A 14,534-nucleotide genomic window follows, 5' to 3' on the forward strand; every position below is an offset into this window, starting at 1 on the left:
TCCCAATCCAACCCAGAGCGTAGAACCGAAAGCCCAGTCGTAAATGGCAGACGACCTCTATTCCGTGCTCGGCGTATCCAAGACCGCCAGCGCCGATGAGATTAGCAAGGCCTACCGAAAGCTCGCCAAGAAGTATCACCCGGATCTCAATCCCGGCGACGACTCGGCGGAATCCAAGTTCAAGGAGGCCTCGGCGGCCTACGCGATCCTGAACGACCAGGAGAAGCGCGGCCAATACGACCGCGGCGAGATCGATGCCTCCGGCCAGGAGAAGCCCCAGCAGCGCTACTATCGTGAATATGCGGGCGGCAACGAAGGGACGCAGTACTATTCCAGCGCCGGCTTCGAGGATATGGGCGACATCTTCTCCGACCTTTTCGGTCAGCGGCGCTCGGCGGGCGGCGGCTTCGGCGGTGCCAGAGGCTTTGGCGGTGCTGGCGGGCACGGCTTCGCCATGCGCGGCCAGGACGCCAATTACCGCCTGGAGATCGCCTTCCTGGAAGCGGCCAACGGCACCAAGAAGCGCATCACGCTGCCCGATGGCGGCACGCTCGACGTGACGATCCCCGCAGGCGTCCGGGATGGCCAGGTGCTCCGGCTGAAGGGCAAGGGCATGCCGGGCTCAGGTGGCGCGGAAGCGGGCGATGCGCTGGTTGAGATCACGGTGGGCTCTCATCCGATCTTCAAGCGGGACGGGCGGGACATCATCGTCGATCTCCCCATCACCTTCGACGAGGCGGTGCTGGGCGGCAAGGTCGAGGTGCCGACCATCCATGGCGCGGTCTCCATGACCATTCCGGCGGGCGCCAATACGGGCCAGACGCTCCGCATGAAGGGCAGGGGCATCAAGGCCAAGGCCGGCACGGGCGACCAGCTGATTAAGCTGCAGGTCATGCTGCCGGAGACGATCGATAGCGATCTTAAGGAATTTGCGGAAAAGTGGCGTGAGACTCACAGCTACGATCCGCGGAAGAAGCTAAGAGAGCAGGCGTGATGCTGGATGAGCGGGATCTCGTCTCCAGAGTGGAGCAACTGACCGTCACCCGCCTTCGGGTGTGGGTCAGCGAGGGCTGGATCCGGCCTGTCGAGGATGAGACGAAGAAGTTCAGCGAGGCCGATCTGGCGCGGGCAGCTCTGATCCGCGATCTCGTCGACGAGCTCGGCGTGAACGAGGAAGAAGTGCCGGTGATCCTGAGCCTGATCGACCAGATCCACGGGCTTCGGAGTGAGCTGCGGGTGCTTGTGGAGGCGATCAACGAGCTTTCCGAAGAAGGCCGCACCGAGCTCAAAGAGCGAATCTCGCTTCGGCGCAGCAAGCCGATCCGCTAGGTCCCGCCGGGCGGTCTTACTGAAATCAGCCTGATGTGAAGATCAGTCGGCCGTGCCGTTGCCGCCGACCGGCAGCACGGAGACCTCGCCGTTCTGCACGGCAAGCGAAAGCTCGCCGCGCTTCAGCTTCAGGGCTTGCTCCCCGAAGAGCTTGCGCCGCCATCCCTTCATGGTCGGAAGATCCGGGTCGTCCTGGCGGGCGATCTGCTCCAGCTCGTCGGAGGTGGCGATCAGCTTGGGCGCCACACCATGATGGCCAGCGGTCGCCTTCAGCAGCACGCGCAGGAGATCGAACACGGCCGCGGCTTCCGGCGTCATGGGGTCGTTGCGCTGAATTCGCGGCACGGTATTGGGATCGCGCTCCAGTCCGCGCTCGACGGCCTCCAGCACGGTCTTGCCCCGGGGTGAGCGCACGAAGCCGTTATGGATGCTGCGCAGGGCGCCGAGATCGTCGAGGCTGCGTGGCGCCTGGTTGGCGATATCGTGCAGCGCGTCGTCTTTGAGGATGCGCGAGCGGGGCACGTCCTGACTTTGCGCCTCGCGCTCCCGCCAGGCGGCGACTTCCATCAGCACGGCAAGCGCCTTCGGCGTCTTGGTGCGCATCTTGAGGCGCTTCCAGGCATTCTCCGGCGGCTGCTCGTAGGTCTCCGGATCGGTGAGCACCGCCATCTCCTCGTTTAGCCAGCTCTCCCGGCCCGAATCGTCGAGCTGAGACTTCAGCTTCGGGAAGAGGTCCCGCAGATGGGTGACGTCGCCGATGGCATAGGTAAGCTGCTTTTCGGACAGCGGGCGCCGGCTCCAATCGGTGAAGCGGGAGGTCTTGTCGAGATTGCGGTTCAGAAGCCGCTTCACCAGCATGCCGTAGCCGACGGATTCGCCGAAGCCGCACACCATGGCGGCGACCTGAGTATCGAAGATCGGGTGGGGCACCTGGCCGGCGAGATGGTGCATGATCTCCACGTCCTGACGGGCGGAGTGGAAGACCTTCAGCACGTTCTCATCGTTCATCAGCTCGAAGAACGGCGCGAGATCGATCCCCGGTGCCAGGGTATCGATGAGAATTTCATGGTCCCCGGCCGCGATCTGGATCAAGCAGAGCTTGGGCCAGAACGTCGTCTCCCGCATGAACTCCGTATCGACGGCTATGAAGGGATGAGAGGCAAGCTCAGCACAGGCTGACGCAAGCTCCTCGGTCGTGGTGATGAGGCGCATGATCAGGCCGGATATATCTCACCCTTAGGCCTTCCGCAAAGGCCTTGCGTGGTTGACATGCGAAGGAGTGGTCCGGCCGTGGCAGTGGAGTCACGGCTGGCGCGTCCGGCGCGCGATTTTGCGATTCTTTTGAGCAGATTGCCGGCGTGGCTTGAAGGCGGATCGAAACTGCGTACAGAGGGCGAATTTGCCGGCTCACGCCTATTTCGGCTGCACGGTCGGATCGCCGCGCGGGCTGCCCGGGGGCGGAATGACGATGGTGGTGCCGGGATCGGGATCCGGCGCGGGCGCTTCGATCTCCGAATCGCCCACCGGCGGCGGATCGATCACCCCTTCGTCCTCGTGGAGCTGTTCGCTCAAGGGCTCGTCGGGATCGACGCCGGGGATTTTCTCGTCTTCGCCGGTCATCTCCGTGTCGGCCGGGGCCGTCTGGTCGTCGGCCGCAAAGGCCGGGCCAAAGCTGGCGAGGCTTCCCATGATGAAACCTGCCGTGATGAAGAGCGCCAGGAAGAACGTCCGCATTGGTCTGCCCCTTGCTGCGAGTGACCGAAAATAAACTTTGACGCGCGGTCCTGCGTTCCGCTCTTTGCGTGAGAGGGCGCTCTGATACACTTAAACCCGATGATCAATCGCCACGGCGAGGAGGCCGCGATGCGCAAGTTCTTTTTCCTGTCTGCACTGGTGCTGGGGCTGACTGGCGGGCTTTTGACGGTCTCGGTTTCCGGCGGAAGCCAGGCGATCGCCGCCCAAGCCAACTCCGAATGCCTCACCGGGCTCAACGGCTGCAAGGCCATGTGCTTCGGCCGGGACAACCGCCGGCGCGGGCAGTGCCTGACCTCCTGCAAGGTGCAGTACCGACAGTGCAAGCGGGCGGCCGGCACCCAGTGACGACCGGTTGAGCTCGGCCGGTTCGCTGGCCCGTTCACTGCTTCCCGGAGCTTTCTCGAACCTCTCTTTGCGCTGCTGCGGCACCGCAGGCGATGCGGACGCTTGACAGCCGGACGCTCGCCATGCGCTCTACGCGCGATTCAGACGCTCACTCTCACGGAATTGCCATGCATCCCTACCGCACCACGACCTGCGGCGCGCTTCGCGAGCAGAATGTCGGAGAAACGGTCCGTCTTTCGGGCTGGGTGCACCGCCTGCGCGACCACGGCGGATTGCTGTTCATCGACCTGCGCGACCATTACGGGCTGACCCAATGCGTCGCCGACCCCGAATCGCCGGCCTTCGCCCAGGCTGAGAAGCTGAAGGCCGAATGGGTGGTCAAGATCGACGGCGAGGTGGTGGCCCGCGAGGCCGAAACGGTGAATCCGAATCTGCCGACCGGCCAGGTTGAGATGCGCATCAAGGCGATCGAGGTCCTGTCGGAATCGGCGGAGCTGCCGCTTCCCGTGTTCGGCGAGCCGGATTATCCGGAAGAGACGCGGCTGAAATACCGCTTCCTGGATCTTCGCCGGGAGACCCTGCACGACAACATCATGAAGCGGCAGGCGATCATCTGGTCGATCCGCAACCGCATGCGCGATGCCGGCTTCTTCGAGTTTCAGACGCCCATCCTCACCGCGTCCTCGCCGGAAGGTGCGCGGGACTATCTGGTGCCGAGCCGGGTCCATCCGGGCAAGTTCTACGCGCTGCCCCAGGCGCCCCAGCAGTTCAAGCAGCTGATCATGATGGGCGGGTTCGACCGCTACTTCCAGATCGCGCCGTGCTTCCGGGACGAGGATGCGCGCGCCGACCGCTCGCCGGGCGAGTTCTATCAGCTCGATATCGAGATGAGCTTCGCCACCCAGGAGGACGTTTTCGAGGCCGTCGAGCCGATGTTGCGGGGGTTGTTCGAGGAATTCGGGGAGGGCAAGCCCGTCACCCAGAAATTCCCGCAGATCCCGTATGCGGAAGCGATGCGGAAATACGGCACCGACAAGCCGGACCTGCGCAACCCGATTGTCATGGAGAACGTGACCGATCATTTCCGGGGGTCGGGCTTCAAGATCTTCGCCGGCATGATCGAGATGGACGAGAACACTCGGGTCTGGGCGATCCCGGCCAAGGGTGGCGGTTCCAGAGCCTTCTGCGACCGCATGAATAGCTGGGCGCAGAGCGAAGGCCAGCCGGGGCTGGGCTACATCTTCTTCCGCGAGGGGGAGGGCGCCGGTCCCATCGCCAAGAATATCGGCGAGGAGCGCACCGCCGCGATCCGCGAGCAGCTTGGCCTGGCCGATGGCGATGCCGTCTTCTTCATCGCCGGTCTGCCTTACGAGTTCGCCGATTTCGCCGCCAAGGCGCGAGTGAAGGTGGGGAACGATCTGGAGTTGACCGACAAGGATCGGTTCGACTTCTGCTGGATCGTCGATTTCCCCATGTACGAGTTGGACGACGAGGGGAAGATCGACTTCTCCCACAATCCCTTCTCGATGCCCCAAGGGGGGATGGAAGCGCTGGAGGGGCCCGACCCACTGGAGCTTAAGGCCTATCAGTACGACATCGTCTGCAATGGTGTGGAACTGTCGTCGGGGGCGATCCGGAACCACAAGCCGGAAATCATGCAGAAGGCCTTCGAGATCGCCGGCTATTCGAAGGAAGACCTGGAGAAGGAATTCGGCGGCATGCTGCGCGCGCTGCAATACGGCGCGCCGCCCCATGGCGGTATCGCGCCGGGCATCGACCGCATCGTGATGCTGCTTTGCGGCGAGGAGAATCTTCGCGAGGTTGTGATGTTCCCCATGAACCAGCAGGCGGAAGACCTGCTCATGGGCGCGCCGTCGGAAGTGTCTCCCGAGCAGCTGAAAGAGCTGAACATCAAGGTCGTGCCGCCGAAGGTGGCGAAGAAGGCCGACTCCTAAGGCGCCAATCCAAATCTGCGAGTCATGAGAATCGCTTGGCCGGATCGGCTCAGGCGATTCTTCAGGGCAGGTTCTACGGCAGCGTTCCGGTCTTGATGGCCTCGACCGAGGCTTTTGCCTTCTCCACGATCTCTTCATCGTCCAATGCCGCGGTCATATCGGCGAGCACGCCTTCGGCGTGTTGAAGCAGCACGGCCCGCTGAGTCGGCGTCGATTCCTGGGCGAGCTGGTTCAGGTTCTCGATCAGGCGGAGCTGCACCGAGGGTGATCCCTTGGCGTAATGGCGGATCTTCACGAAGGCCGAATCCACCATGGATTTGAAATCGTATCGCGGTGTGATGAGGCGTACTTCGCCGTCCTCGTCCGGCCAGCGGTTCTTGGTCTCGCCCCGGCGCATGATGCGTTCAAGCGACGTGGAGAGGCGGTTGACCACGGCGATGGCCGTGAACGGGTCGGCCATGGAAGGCGACAGCGCGCGCAGCGCCACCTCCACCAGCTGGTGGATGTAGTAGCTGAGGTTTTGGACCGAGTTGGGAGCGGTGCCCTGGACCAGTGCGCCCTGCATCTTGTGCACGAGGTCGTCGGTCACAGCCTCTTGAGGCGCTACGGAAGCAAAAGTCGCGCCCTCGATACCATGATCGCCAGATACGACATCGAGCATGATGATGGCATCCGCTTCCGCCGCGGCTTGGACCAAGCTGCTGTGACTGATGCCTTGGATATAGCCGCTGTGCGGCAGCGCGATCGGCGTCGACTTTTCCGGAAACTTTGTCTCCTCCGGCTTGTCCTGATCTTCGCGGGGCGGCAGTAGCCGCTCGATCTCCGCATCGAGAATCGCTCCGACCTCGACCACCACATTGTCGGCGATGATGGAGCGGGCGAGGTGGTGCACGAAGATAAGCAGGGCGACGACATTGATGAGGATGAGCGCCGTGCCGATGGCGACGGCGAGGTTCGGTGCCTGATCTCCAGAAATATAGGCGGCCCGTAAGACCAGGATGAGGTAGACGACGGTCGCCACCATCAGACCGAGCGAGAACTGAGTGCGCCGGTTGCCCATGAAGCCGCGGATCAGCCGAGGGCCGAGCTGCTGTGCCGCCAGGGTCAGCACGACCATGGTGATGGAGATGGCCAGCGTCGACATGGTGATGATGGCGGCGACGAGATTGGACAGGAAGTGGGAGGCGCTTTCCGCACTGCCGCTATAGAGATACCAGGGCGGGTTGTCCCCGAGCTGCCAATCGACACGCACGGCAAGCACGGCGGCGATGACGGCGAAGACCACCATCACCATGGGCAGGGCCCAGAGGCTGGAGACGAGTTGCCGCCAGAAGGCGAGCAGGCGGTTCATCATGGGCGTGGCCTCACCTGGTTGAAGGACGGCTTTTCAGGGCCTCGAGGGCTGCGTTTTACGAGTCTGTTCAAGATGCTGCGTTGCCCGGTTGAAATGCCGATTCATCTCCGCCCGGGACCGGCCGGAGAATGAGACTAGCCGATGAGCCTTCGGAAAATGCTAATCTCCCGACGCCGGGCTTAGGGAGAAGGTTCCGTGGCGCTTTCGGACCACGTCTATAATTATTGCGAGCGGGGGCAGGATCCGGGGCTGTGGGCGGAGCCTCTCAATGCCGTCACAAATGGCGGATTTCTGCTTGCCGCCATCGTGGCGCTGGGGCTCCTGCTGCGCCGGCCGGCGGCCTCCCGCAGCGCCGATCACTATCTCCTGATCGCCCTGGTCTTCATCATCGGGCTGGGCAGCCTCGCCTTCCATCTCTTCGCGACCAAGGCCACGGGGCTCGCCGATACCATCCCCATCGGCCTGTTCATGCTGATCTATCTCGCCTTCGCCCTGAACAGATTGCTTCAGGTGCCGCCGGGCTGGACGACGCTTCTCGTGATCGCCTTCGCGGGGGTGGGTGCCGCCGCCATGCAGCTCCGCTGCTTCGATGGCGGGATCGGCTTTCCTGGCGAGGGCTCTGACGCCGGGCCATGCCTCAACGGCAGCGTGGGCTATCTGCCGGCGCTCTGCGCGATGCTGATTGTCGGCGGGCTGGTCTGGGCGCGAGGGATGGCTGCGGGAAAGCTCATCCTGTGGGCGGCGCTCGTCTTCACCGTTTCGGTGACCTTCCGCTCTCTCGACATGGCGCTGTGCGGCAGCCTCGTCTATGACGGGCACGAGATCGGCACCCATTTCGTCTGGCATCTACTGAATGCTGTCACGCTGTTCCTGCTGCTTCTGGCGAGCTTCCGGGCGGGGGAGAGCAGTGCTGCGCCCCGCGCACCCATCTCCGCACGGGACGAAGATGGCGGCAGCTTCCTCTAACTGCATATCGATGGGTTGAACGAGACATGACCTCTGACGCCTCTAAGACATCCTCTTCCATTCGCCGGATCGTGACCGGCGAGCGGCCGGACGGGTCCTCCGTTCTGGTGAGCGACGAGGTGGTGGATGCGATTGAGGTGCCGCTGGTGCCCGGCGCGCAGTTCTTCAGCCTCTGGGGTTCCGATGCGCCGCCGACGCTTCCTAATGCCGGGGGCGAGCCGGACTTCTCGAAGTGGTTTCCGCCGGCGGGCGGCTACCGATTTCAGATGATCGTTCTGCCGCCGGCAGGCGCGAAGCCGGATGCGGATCTCGATATGAAGCAGGCGCTGCGGGAGACCGAAACCAAGCTGCCGGGGATGATCACCAAGATGGATCCGAAGAATCCGGGCATGCATCAGACCGACAGCATCGATCTGATCTTCGTCACCAGCGGGGCGTGCGAGCTTGAACTTGGCGACGGCACGAAGGTGGCCGTGGGCACGGGCGAGGCGGTGGTGCAGAACGGTCCGCGTCATGCCTGGCGCAATCCCCATGACGAGCCCTGCAACTTGCTGACCGTCACCTTAGGCACGAAGCGGAACGGTTGAGCGCATCCCGAAAACCTGCTTCTCAACAGTCGGGCGCTAACGCGAGTCCCGCAATATGAATTCGCGAGGCCTGGCGCTTTGCGCTTTATCGCGAAGCAGGCATGCTTAGGTGCAAAAGCGGACGTGGTGGAATTGGTAGACACACAGGACTTAAAATCCTGAGGGCGAAAGCCCGTGCGGGTTCGATCCCCGCCGTCCGCACCAGTCTTTCGCAGGCCGATGATGTCGCGCTGGGTTTACAAGTTCCTGTTGAACGTAATCCTGCTTGCCATGTTCTTGGCCGGCTGTCTGGCCGCGCTCATTCTTGTTATCCGTTACATCGAGTGGCCGGACGATTCTACTGAGCTTCACGCTAAGATTCTCAAGACAGAGGGAAAGGTGTCATCCTTCAAGGCGCTGCATCCCGATGCGGGGTGGGACGCAGTCTGCTATTTCGCGCCCTATCAGGACATGAAGTATCCGAAAGGGGATTTCGTTGAAGAGAACTTCGCAGACTATACGCGGACTCCGTCGAAGAGATACGTGATGGAGGCCGAATACGTCATTGGATTTGTCGATCAAGACCTTAGGAAGATCGAACTCTACCCTCTGGCGATCGTCGGTAGGGAAGAGGGGATTTATTCGATCGAAGGCCCCCAATGCCTTGAGCGTGCGAAAGCATCATTCGTCGTTGAGGATTTAGAGTGGCCTGATCGCCGCGACATCAAACCTGAGCACAGCAAGGCTCTCCGGTTCCTCGAAGACGGCGGAAAATAGCTGAAGCTGCAGAGCCGTCCGCACCAGCGCTTTCTCGTCCCCTCAGACGTCGCTCTGATAAACCCATTTGACGGCGACGAAGAGGAGCGCCGTCGACCAGCCGAACAGCAGAAGCCCATTCGCCGCCTCGAATGAGGAGAGCAGGCGCCATTGGTCGTCGAGGGTGATGTCGCCGAAGCCGAGGGTGGTGAAGGTGACGGTGGAGAAATAGACGGCGTGCTCCAGGGTGTCGAAGGCGCCGAGCGCCAGATAGAGCAGGGCCCAGCTCCAGACCTCGGTGATCGTCGCCAGGAACAGCCATAGGACGAGCGCTGCAAGCTGCAGTGTGGCGCGGGGGACCGACTTGGTCGGGTGCAGGCGGACATGGTCGCGCAGGCGCTCGATCCCGTAGACCGTGAAGAGCCCCTGGATGAAGGTGGTGATCACGATCATCGCCGCGCCCAGCAGGATCTGTGTGAACATCGGCTTCTTCCTCTCGGTCGCCGCCTCAGCTCTTCTGGGCGCCGGGCGCTTCGATCTGGGGCGGTGGGGCGTTCTCTTTCCAGCCGCGCTTGGAGGCCTCCCGCAGGCGCTGGAACTGCACGTAGAGGAACGGCACGAAGACGACGCCGAGCAGGGTGGCGAGCAGCATGCCGCCGAACACGGTGAGGCCGACGGAGGCCCGGGCCGAGGCACCGGCGCCCGTGGCCAGCACCAGGGGCAACACGCCAAGCACGAAGGAGAGCGCCGTCATCAGCACGGCACGGAAGCGCAAGGACGCCGCCTGCTCGGCGGCGTCGACGATGGTCTCGCCGGCCTCCCGCCGCTCCTTGGCGAACTCCACGATGAGGATGGCGTTCTTGGCTGCCAGGCCGATGAGCAGGACGAGGCCGACCTGGGCGTAGGTGTTGAGTGCGATGCCGGCGAGCTTGAGGGCGGCCAGCGCGCCGAGCAGGGCGAACACCACCGACAGCATGACCGAAAGCGGGATGCTCCAGCTTTCGTATTGGGCCACCAGGAAGAGATAGGCGAAGAGGATGGAGAGCAGGAAGACGGCCGCGCCGGCCTCGCCCGCCTTGATCTCCTCATAGGACATGCCGGTCCATTCGTAGGTGTAGCCGTCTGGGAGCTCCTTCGCCGCGGTCTCTTGCATGGCGGCGATGGCCTGGCCGGAGCTGTAGCCCGCGGCTGCATCGCCGTTCACGGTGGCGGAGCGGAACATGTTGTAGCGCTCGATGGTCTCCGGCCCGAGGATCGACGAGACGGTGATGAGCGTCCGCAAGGGCACCATGTCGCCGCTTGCGGATTTCACATAGAGCTTACCGATGTCCTCGGGGCTGGAGCGCCAATCGGCCTGCGCCTGGACGAAGACCCGGTAGACCCGGCCGAACTTGTTGAAGTCGTTCACGTAGTAGGCGCCGATATTTGCGTTCAGAACCGTGAAGATGTCCTCGATGCTCACGCCCTTGGTTTTGGCGAGCTGGCGATTGATGTCGATGAAGAGCTGCGGAGAGTTGGCCCCGAAGGTGCTGAACACGCCTGAGACTTCAGGGCGTCCGTTGGCGGCGAAGATGAAGCCGTTGAGCACCGCCGACAGGGATTGCGGTGAGCGGCTCTCGGTATCCTGAAGCACGAACTCGAAGCCGCCGGTGCTGCCCAGCCCCGGAATCGGCGGCGGCACGAAGGGCGTGATCACGGCGCGGGAGATGGCGGCGAACTCCGGCGCCACCTTCTGGACGATTGCCTTGAGCCCCAGGCCCGGCGCGTCGCGCTCGTCCCAGGGGTCGAGTACGGCGATAACGAAGGCGCCGTTGGGCACCACGGTCCCTTGCAGCATGCTGTAACCGCCGACCGCGATGACATTGGCCACGCCGTCGGTGTCTTCGAGGATCTGCTCCACTTCGGCCAGCACGCTTGCCGTGCGGGGCAGGGCGGCCCCGTCGGGCAGGCGGATATCGACGAAGAAGGCGCCGCGATCCTCCGGCGGGATGAAGCCGGTGGGGAGCGTGTTGCCGAACCAGGCGGCGCCGGCGAAGACGACGGCCACCAAAGCGATGCCGATCACTGTCCTCCGGATAAGGGACGCGACCACGCGGTTATAGCCGTTGCGGGTGCGGTCGAGCGCGCTTTCAAACCAGGCGAAGAGTCCGCCCCGTCCCTCCTTGGGCGGGCGCAGGATGGTGGCGCAGAGAGCCGGGCTCAGGGTCAGCGCGTTGATGGAGGAGATCGCAACGGCGATGGAGATGGTGGCGGCGAACTGTTCGAAAAGCCGTCCCGTCAGCCCCGGCGTGAAGGCCACGGGCACGAAGACCGCGAGCAGCACCAGGGTCGTGGCGATGACCGGCGCGGTCACCTCCTCCATGGCCTTCCGGGTGGCTTCGGGCGGCGCCAGGCCCTCGGCCATATGGCGCTGCACGTTCTCCACCACCACGATGGCATCGTCGACCACCACGCCGATGGCGAGGATCAGGCCGAACAGGCTGATGGTGTTGATGGTGAAGCCCATCACGAGCAGTGCTGCGAAGGTGCCGATCAGGGAGACGGGGATCGCGATGGCCGGGATCAGGGTCGAGCGCCAGTCCTGGAGGAAGATGAAGACCACCAGCACGACGAGGACGAGGGCCTGGAGCAGGGTTATCAGCACCTCTCGGATCGAGGTCTTCACGTACAGGGTCGTGTCGTAGGTGACCTGATAGGCGAGATCGTCGGGAAAGCGCTGGGAGAGCCGGTCCATCTCGGCGCGCACCGCGTCGGCCACATCCAGGGCGTTGGCGTCGGGAAGCTGATAGACGGCGAGCAGCGAGGCAGGCTGGCCGTTGAGCTGGCCGAACCAGCCGTAATTCTCCGCGCCGAGCTCGACCTCCGCCACATCCTTCAGCCGCACCACGGAGCCGTCCTCGTTCGCGACCAGGATGATGTCCTCGAACTGGGAGACGTCGGTGAGGCGCCCCTGGGCGGTCAGGGTGTACTGAAACTGCTGAGAAGCGGGCGCCGGCTCCTGGCCGATGGCGCCGGGCGAGGCCTGAATGTTCTGGTCGCGGATCGCGGCGATCACGTCCTTGGCGGAGAGACCCAGCGCCGTCAGCCGGTCCGGATCGAGCCAGATGCGCATGCCGTAATCGCGTGCGCCCAGCACATCGACGGAGGCGACGCCGGGCACACGGGAGAGGGAGTCCCGCAGATTGATGCCGGAATAGTTGGAGAGGAAGATGTCGTCGTAGCTGTCCTCGGGCGAGAAGACCGAGACCACCATGAGCATGCTGGTGGACTTCTTCTCGGTGTTCACGCCCTGGCGCTTCACCTCCTCAGGCAATTTGGGCATCGCCTGGGAGACCCGGTTCTGCACATTGACCTGGGCGGTGTCGGGGTCGGTCTCGATGGAGAAGGTGACGGTCAAGCGGTAGCTGCCGTCATTGGCGCTCTTGGACGACATGTAGGTCATGCCCTCCACGCCGTTCACCTCCGACTCGATCACCGCGGCCACGGTCTCCGCCACGACGTTCGCATTGGCGCCAGGATAGCTGGCGGAGACCTGGACCTGGGGCGGGGTGAGCTCGGGGTATTCGGCAATCGGCAAGACGCTCAGGGCGAGCAGGCCGGCGATGACCGTGACGATGGCGATGACGAACGCGAATTTCGGACGGGTGATGAAGAACGCGCTCAGCATGGCCTACGGTCCCGCCTGCGGTCCGGCGTCCGGCTCCGTGCCCGGAGTGGGGTCGGATTGGCCGGCTTCCGCCTCGGGACTGGCTTCCTCGTCGACGATCTCGGGCGTCTCGGCGGGGTCGCGGAAATCCGTCTCGACCTCTGCCCCGGGCCGGACTTTCTGGATGCCTTCCACGACCAGGGTCTCGCCCTCGGCGAGCCCTTCCAGCACGACGATGCCGTCTTCGATCCGGTCGCCCGTCTTCACGGGGCGGGACTCGACGCGGCCCGCGCCGTTGACGATCAGCACGAAGGGTCCGGCCTGGTTCTCCTGGACGGCGACCTGCGGGATCACGATGCGCTCTTCGGGGGTGGCGCGGGAGAGCAGCACGCTCACATATTGTCCCGGCACCAGCAGGCGGTCGGGATTTGGGAACTGCAAGCGGACGGCGATGGTGCCCGTCGCGGGGTCGACCTTGTTGTCGATGAGGTCGATCTTGCCTTCCTGCCCATAGAGCTCGTTGTTGGCGAGGCGGATCTGCGGCTTGATTGCGGGAGCATCGCCGGCCTTGTCGGCTTCCTTGAAATTCAGATAGTCGCGCTCCCCGACGGAGAAGATCACGTAGATGGGATCGAGATCGAGCACCGTGACGAGCACGCCGCTATCGGGGCCGATGAGGTTTCCGACATCGACGCTGGAGATGCCGCTGCGTCCGGCGATGGGTGAGGTGATGGTGGCATAGCCCAGGTCGAGCTCGGCGCGTTCCAGATCCGCCTTCGCGGCTTCCACATCGGCCTTGGACTGATCGGCCTGGGACTTGGCAATGTCGTATTGAGCCTGGCTCGCGGTCTCGCGCTCCAGCAAGGTTTCGTAGCGCTTCCGATTGCGCTCGTTCTCTTCAAGGCTCGCTTGCGCCTTGGTGAGCTTGGCTTCGGCCGCGAGCACGTTCGCCTGAAACTCGGCCGGGTCGATCTTGTAGAGAATCGCGCCCTTTTCGATCTCCTCGCCTTCTTCGAAGGGCCGCTCCAGAAGCGTGCCGGCAACGCGTGCCCGGATATCGACGCGCTGGGAGGCTTCGGTGCGGCCGACGAAATCGGCCTGGTCGGCGACGTCCTGGGCGGTCACCGCCTCGACCACGACGCTGGGAAGCGGCGCCTGTTCGGTGTCCGCCGTGCCGCTCTCGTCGGAGCAGCCGGAAAGGAAGAAGGGAAGGGCGGTCACGACGAGCGCAAGGCGCATGGCCCGGCTCGTCCACTCCCAAGCAAAGATGCCTGCCTCTGTCATGGACAGCTCTCCCCGCGCTTCTCCCGTGCCTCTTTTGGCGCGATGCTACCTCACGGTTGTGCAGAGGGGAACGTGAAAGGGGCGTGCCGGGAGCGTTATGCCTTCTGAGTCCGCTCAGATCGTTCCGGTATGACAGTAAGCTGACGTTTACGACACGCGGCCGTGATCGCGCGTCAGCGTATTCGCAAGCGCTTGTGATTCCGCTCGATGGATGTGTGACCCCACGCCTTCGATGCCGCTGCTAGCTTTCCTTCCGTTGATCACCCCCCAGCCTCAACGAAGGAAAAACAGATGAAACAGCTTCTCCTCGCCGCCACCCTGATCGGCGCTTTCACGGTTCCGGCTTTCGCCATGGGCCCGTTCTACATCATGTTCGACAAGGACACGGGCACCTGCTCGATGGCCCAGAAGGTGCCGAGCGATACCGACAAGTTCGCGATGATGGGCTCCTACCGGACCGAGAAGGATGCGCACATGGCCATGGAAGGCATGACCAAGTGCAAATAGCCGGTCCGGCAAAACCAAAACATTGAGCCTCCCGACTTTTTGAGCGTTCTGACTTTTTCAGTCTCCCTGCG

General features: G+C 63.6%; 14 protein-coding genes and 1 tRNA gene. 9 read left to right on the forward strand and 6 right to left on the reverse strand.

Annotation, left to right across the window (positions count from 1 at the left end; translation table 11 throughout):
- Nucleotides 1-43: 43 nt before the first annotated feature.
- Nucleotides 44-994: a DnaJ C-terminal domain-containing protein gene (locus ACFQ2F_RS07455; RefSeq protein WP_379087976.1), complete on the forward strand. Its 951-nt coding sequence runs from the start codon at nt 44-46 to the stop codon at nt 992-994.
- Nucleotides 994-1,329 (forward strand): chaperone modulator CbpM, encoded by a 336-nt coding sequence (locus ACFQ2F_RS07460; RefSeq protein WP_379090638.1) that lies wholly within the window; start codon nt 994-996, stop codon nt 1,327-1,329. The genes ACFQ2F_RS07455 and ACFQ2F_RS07460 overlap by 1 nt, the downstream gene beginning before the upstream one ends.
- Nucleotides 1,330-1,371: 42 nt before the next feature.
- Here the strand turns inward: ACFQ2F_RS07460 and rnd are convergent, their stop codons facing one another.
- Together rnd and ACFQ2F_RS07470 are read right to left on the reverse strand one after the other, a co-directional pair.
- Nucleotides 1,372-2,541 (reverse strand): ribonuclease D, encoded by a 1,170-nt coding sequence (gene rnd / locus ACFQ2F_RS07465; protein ID WP_379087982.1) that lies wholly within the window; start codon nt 2,539-2,541, stop codon nt 1,372-1,374.
- A 201-nt stretch (nt 2,542-2,742) separates the two neighbouring features.
- Nucleotides 2,743-3,063 (reverse strand): hypothetical protein, encoded by a 321-nt coding sequence (locus ACFQ2F_RS07470; protein ID WP_379087985.1) that lies wholly within the window; start codon nt 3,061-3,063, stop codon nt 2,743-2,745.
- 129 nt (nt 3,064-3,192) lie between these two features.
- Here ACFQ2F_RS07470 and ACFQ2F_RS07475 point away from each other — a divergent pair, with 129 nt between their 5' ends.
- Together ACFQ2F_RS07475 and aspS are read left to right on the forward strand one after the other, a co-directional pair.
- A complete protein-coding gene (locus tag ACFQ2F_RS07475) occupies nt 3,193-3,429 on the forward strand; it encodes a hypothetical protein (RefSeq protein ID WP_379087989.1) in 237 nt (78 codons plus the stop codon).
- Between the two features lie 167 nt (nt 3,430-3,596).
- Nucleotides 3,597-5,384 (forward strand): aspartate--tRNA ligase, encoded by a 1,788-nt coding sequence (gene aspS, locus ACFQ2F_RS07480; protein WP_379087992.1) that lies wholly within the window; start codon nt 3,597-3,599, stop codon nt 5,382-5,384.
- 73 nt (nt 5,385-5,457) lie between these two features.
- On the opposite strand, the gene ACFQ2F_RS07485 is transcribed toward aspS, so the two are convergent.
- Entirely contained in the window at nt 5,458-6,738 is a 1,281-nt protein-coding gene (locus ACFQ2F_RS07485) for a DUF2254 domain-containing protein (RefSeq protein ID WP_379087997.1), read from the reverse strand.
- A 195-nt stretch (nt 6,739-6,933) separates the two neighbouring features.
- Between ACFQ2F_RS07485 and ACFQ2F_RS07490 the strand changes: the two genes are divergently transcribed.
- The 4 genes from ACFQ2F_RS07490 (at nt 6,934) to ACFQ2F_RS07505 (ending at nt 9,047) form a co-directional block, all read left to right on the forward strand.
- Nucleotides 6,934-7,704 carry a ceramidase domain-containing protein gene (locus ACFQ2F_RS07490; RefSeq protein ID WP_379088000.1) on the forward strand — a complete coding sequence of 257 codons (771 nt, stop codon included), beginning with the start codon at nt 6,934-6,936 and terminating at the stop codon, nt 7,702-7,704.
- A 26-nt stretch (nt 7,705-7,730) separates the two neighbouring features.
- A complete protein-coding gene (locus ACFQ2F_RS07495) occupies nt 7,731-8,291 on the forward strand; it encodes a cupin domain-containing protein (protein WP_379088003.1) in 561 nt (186 codons plus the stop codon).
- A gap of 117 nt (nt 8,292-8,408) precedes the next feature.
- A tRNA-Leu gene (locus tag ACFQ2F_RS07500) sits at nt 8,409-8,495 on the forward strand.
- 18 nt (nt 8,496-8,513) lie between these two features.
- Nucleotides 8,514-9,047: a hypothetical protein gene (locus ACFQ2F_RS07505; protein ID WP_379088005.1), complete on the forward strand. Its 534-nt coding sequence runs from the start codon at nt 8,514-8,516 to the stop codon at nt 9,045-9,047.
- Nucleotides 9,048-9,089: 42 nt separating this feature from the next.
- On the opposite strand, the gene ACFQ2F_RS07510 is transcribed toward ACFQ2F_RS07505, so the two are convergent.
- The 3 genes from ACFQ2F_RS07510 to ACFQ2F_RS07520 are packed head-to-tail and all read right to left on the reverse strand — an operon-like array spanning nt 9,090 to nt 13,956.
- Entirely contained in the window at nt 9,090-9,509 is a 420-nt protein-coding gene (locus ACFQ2F_RS07510; RefSeq protein ID WP_379088008.1) for a potassium channel family protein, read from the reverse strand.
- A 25-nt stretch (nt 9,510-9,534) separates the two neighbouring features.
- On the reverse strand, nt 9,535-12,693 hold the full coding sequence (locus ACFQ2F_RS07515) for an efflux RND transporter permease subunit (RefSeq protein ID WP_379088011.1): 3,159 nt from the start codon (nt 12,691-12,693) through the stop codon (nt 9,535-9,537).
- A gap of 3 nt (nt 12,694-12,696) precedes the next feature.
- A complete protein-coding gene (locus ACFQ2F_RS07520; protein WP_379088014.1) occupies nt 12,697-13,956 on the reverse strand; it encodes an efflux RND transporter periplasmic adaptor subunit in 1,260 nt (419 codons plus the stop codon).
- A gap of 291 nt (nt 13,957-14,247) precedes the next feature.
- Here ACFQ2F_RS07520 and ACFQ2F_RS07525 point away from each other — a divergent pair, with 291 nt between their 5' ends.
- Entirely contained in the window at nt 14,248-14,463 is a 216-nt protein-coding gene (locus ACFQ2F_RS07525; protein ID WP_379088017.1) for a hypothetical protein, read from the forward strand.
- The last annotated feature ends 71 nt before the right edge of the window (nt 14,464-14,534 follow it).

The sequence above is a fragment of the Methyloligella solikamskensis genome (assembly GCF_042676065.1).
GTDB classification, from domain to species: Bacteria; Pseudomonadota; Alphaproteobacteria; order Rhizobiales; family Methyloligellaceae; genus Methyloligella; species Methyloligella solikamskensis.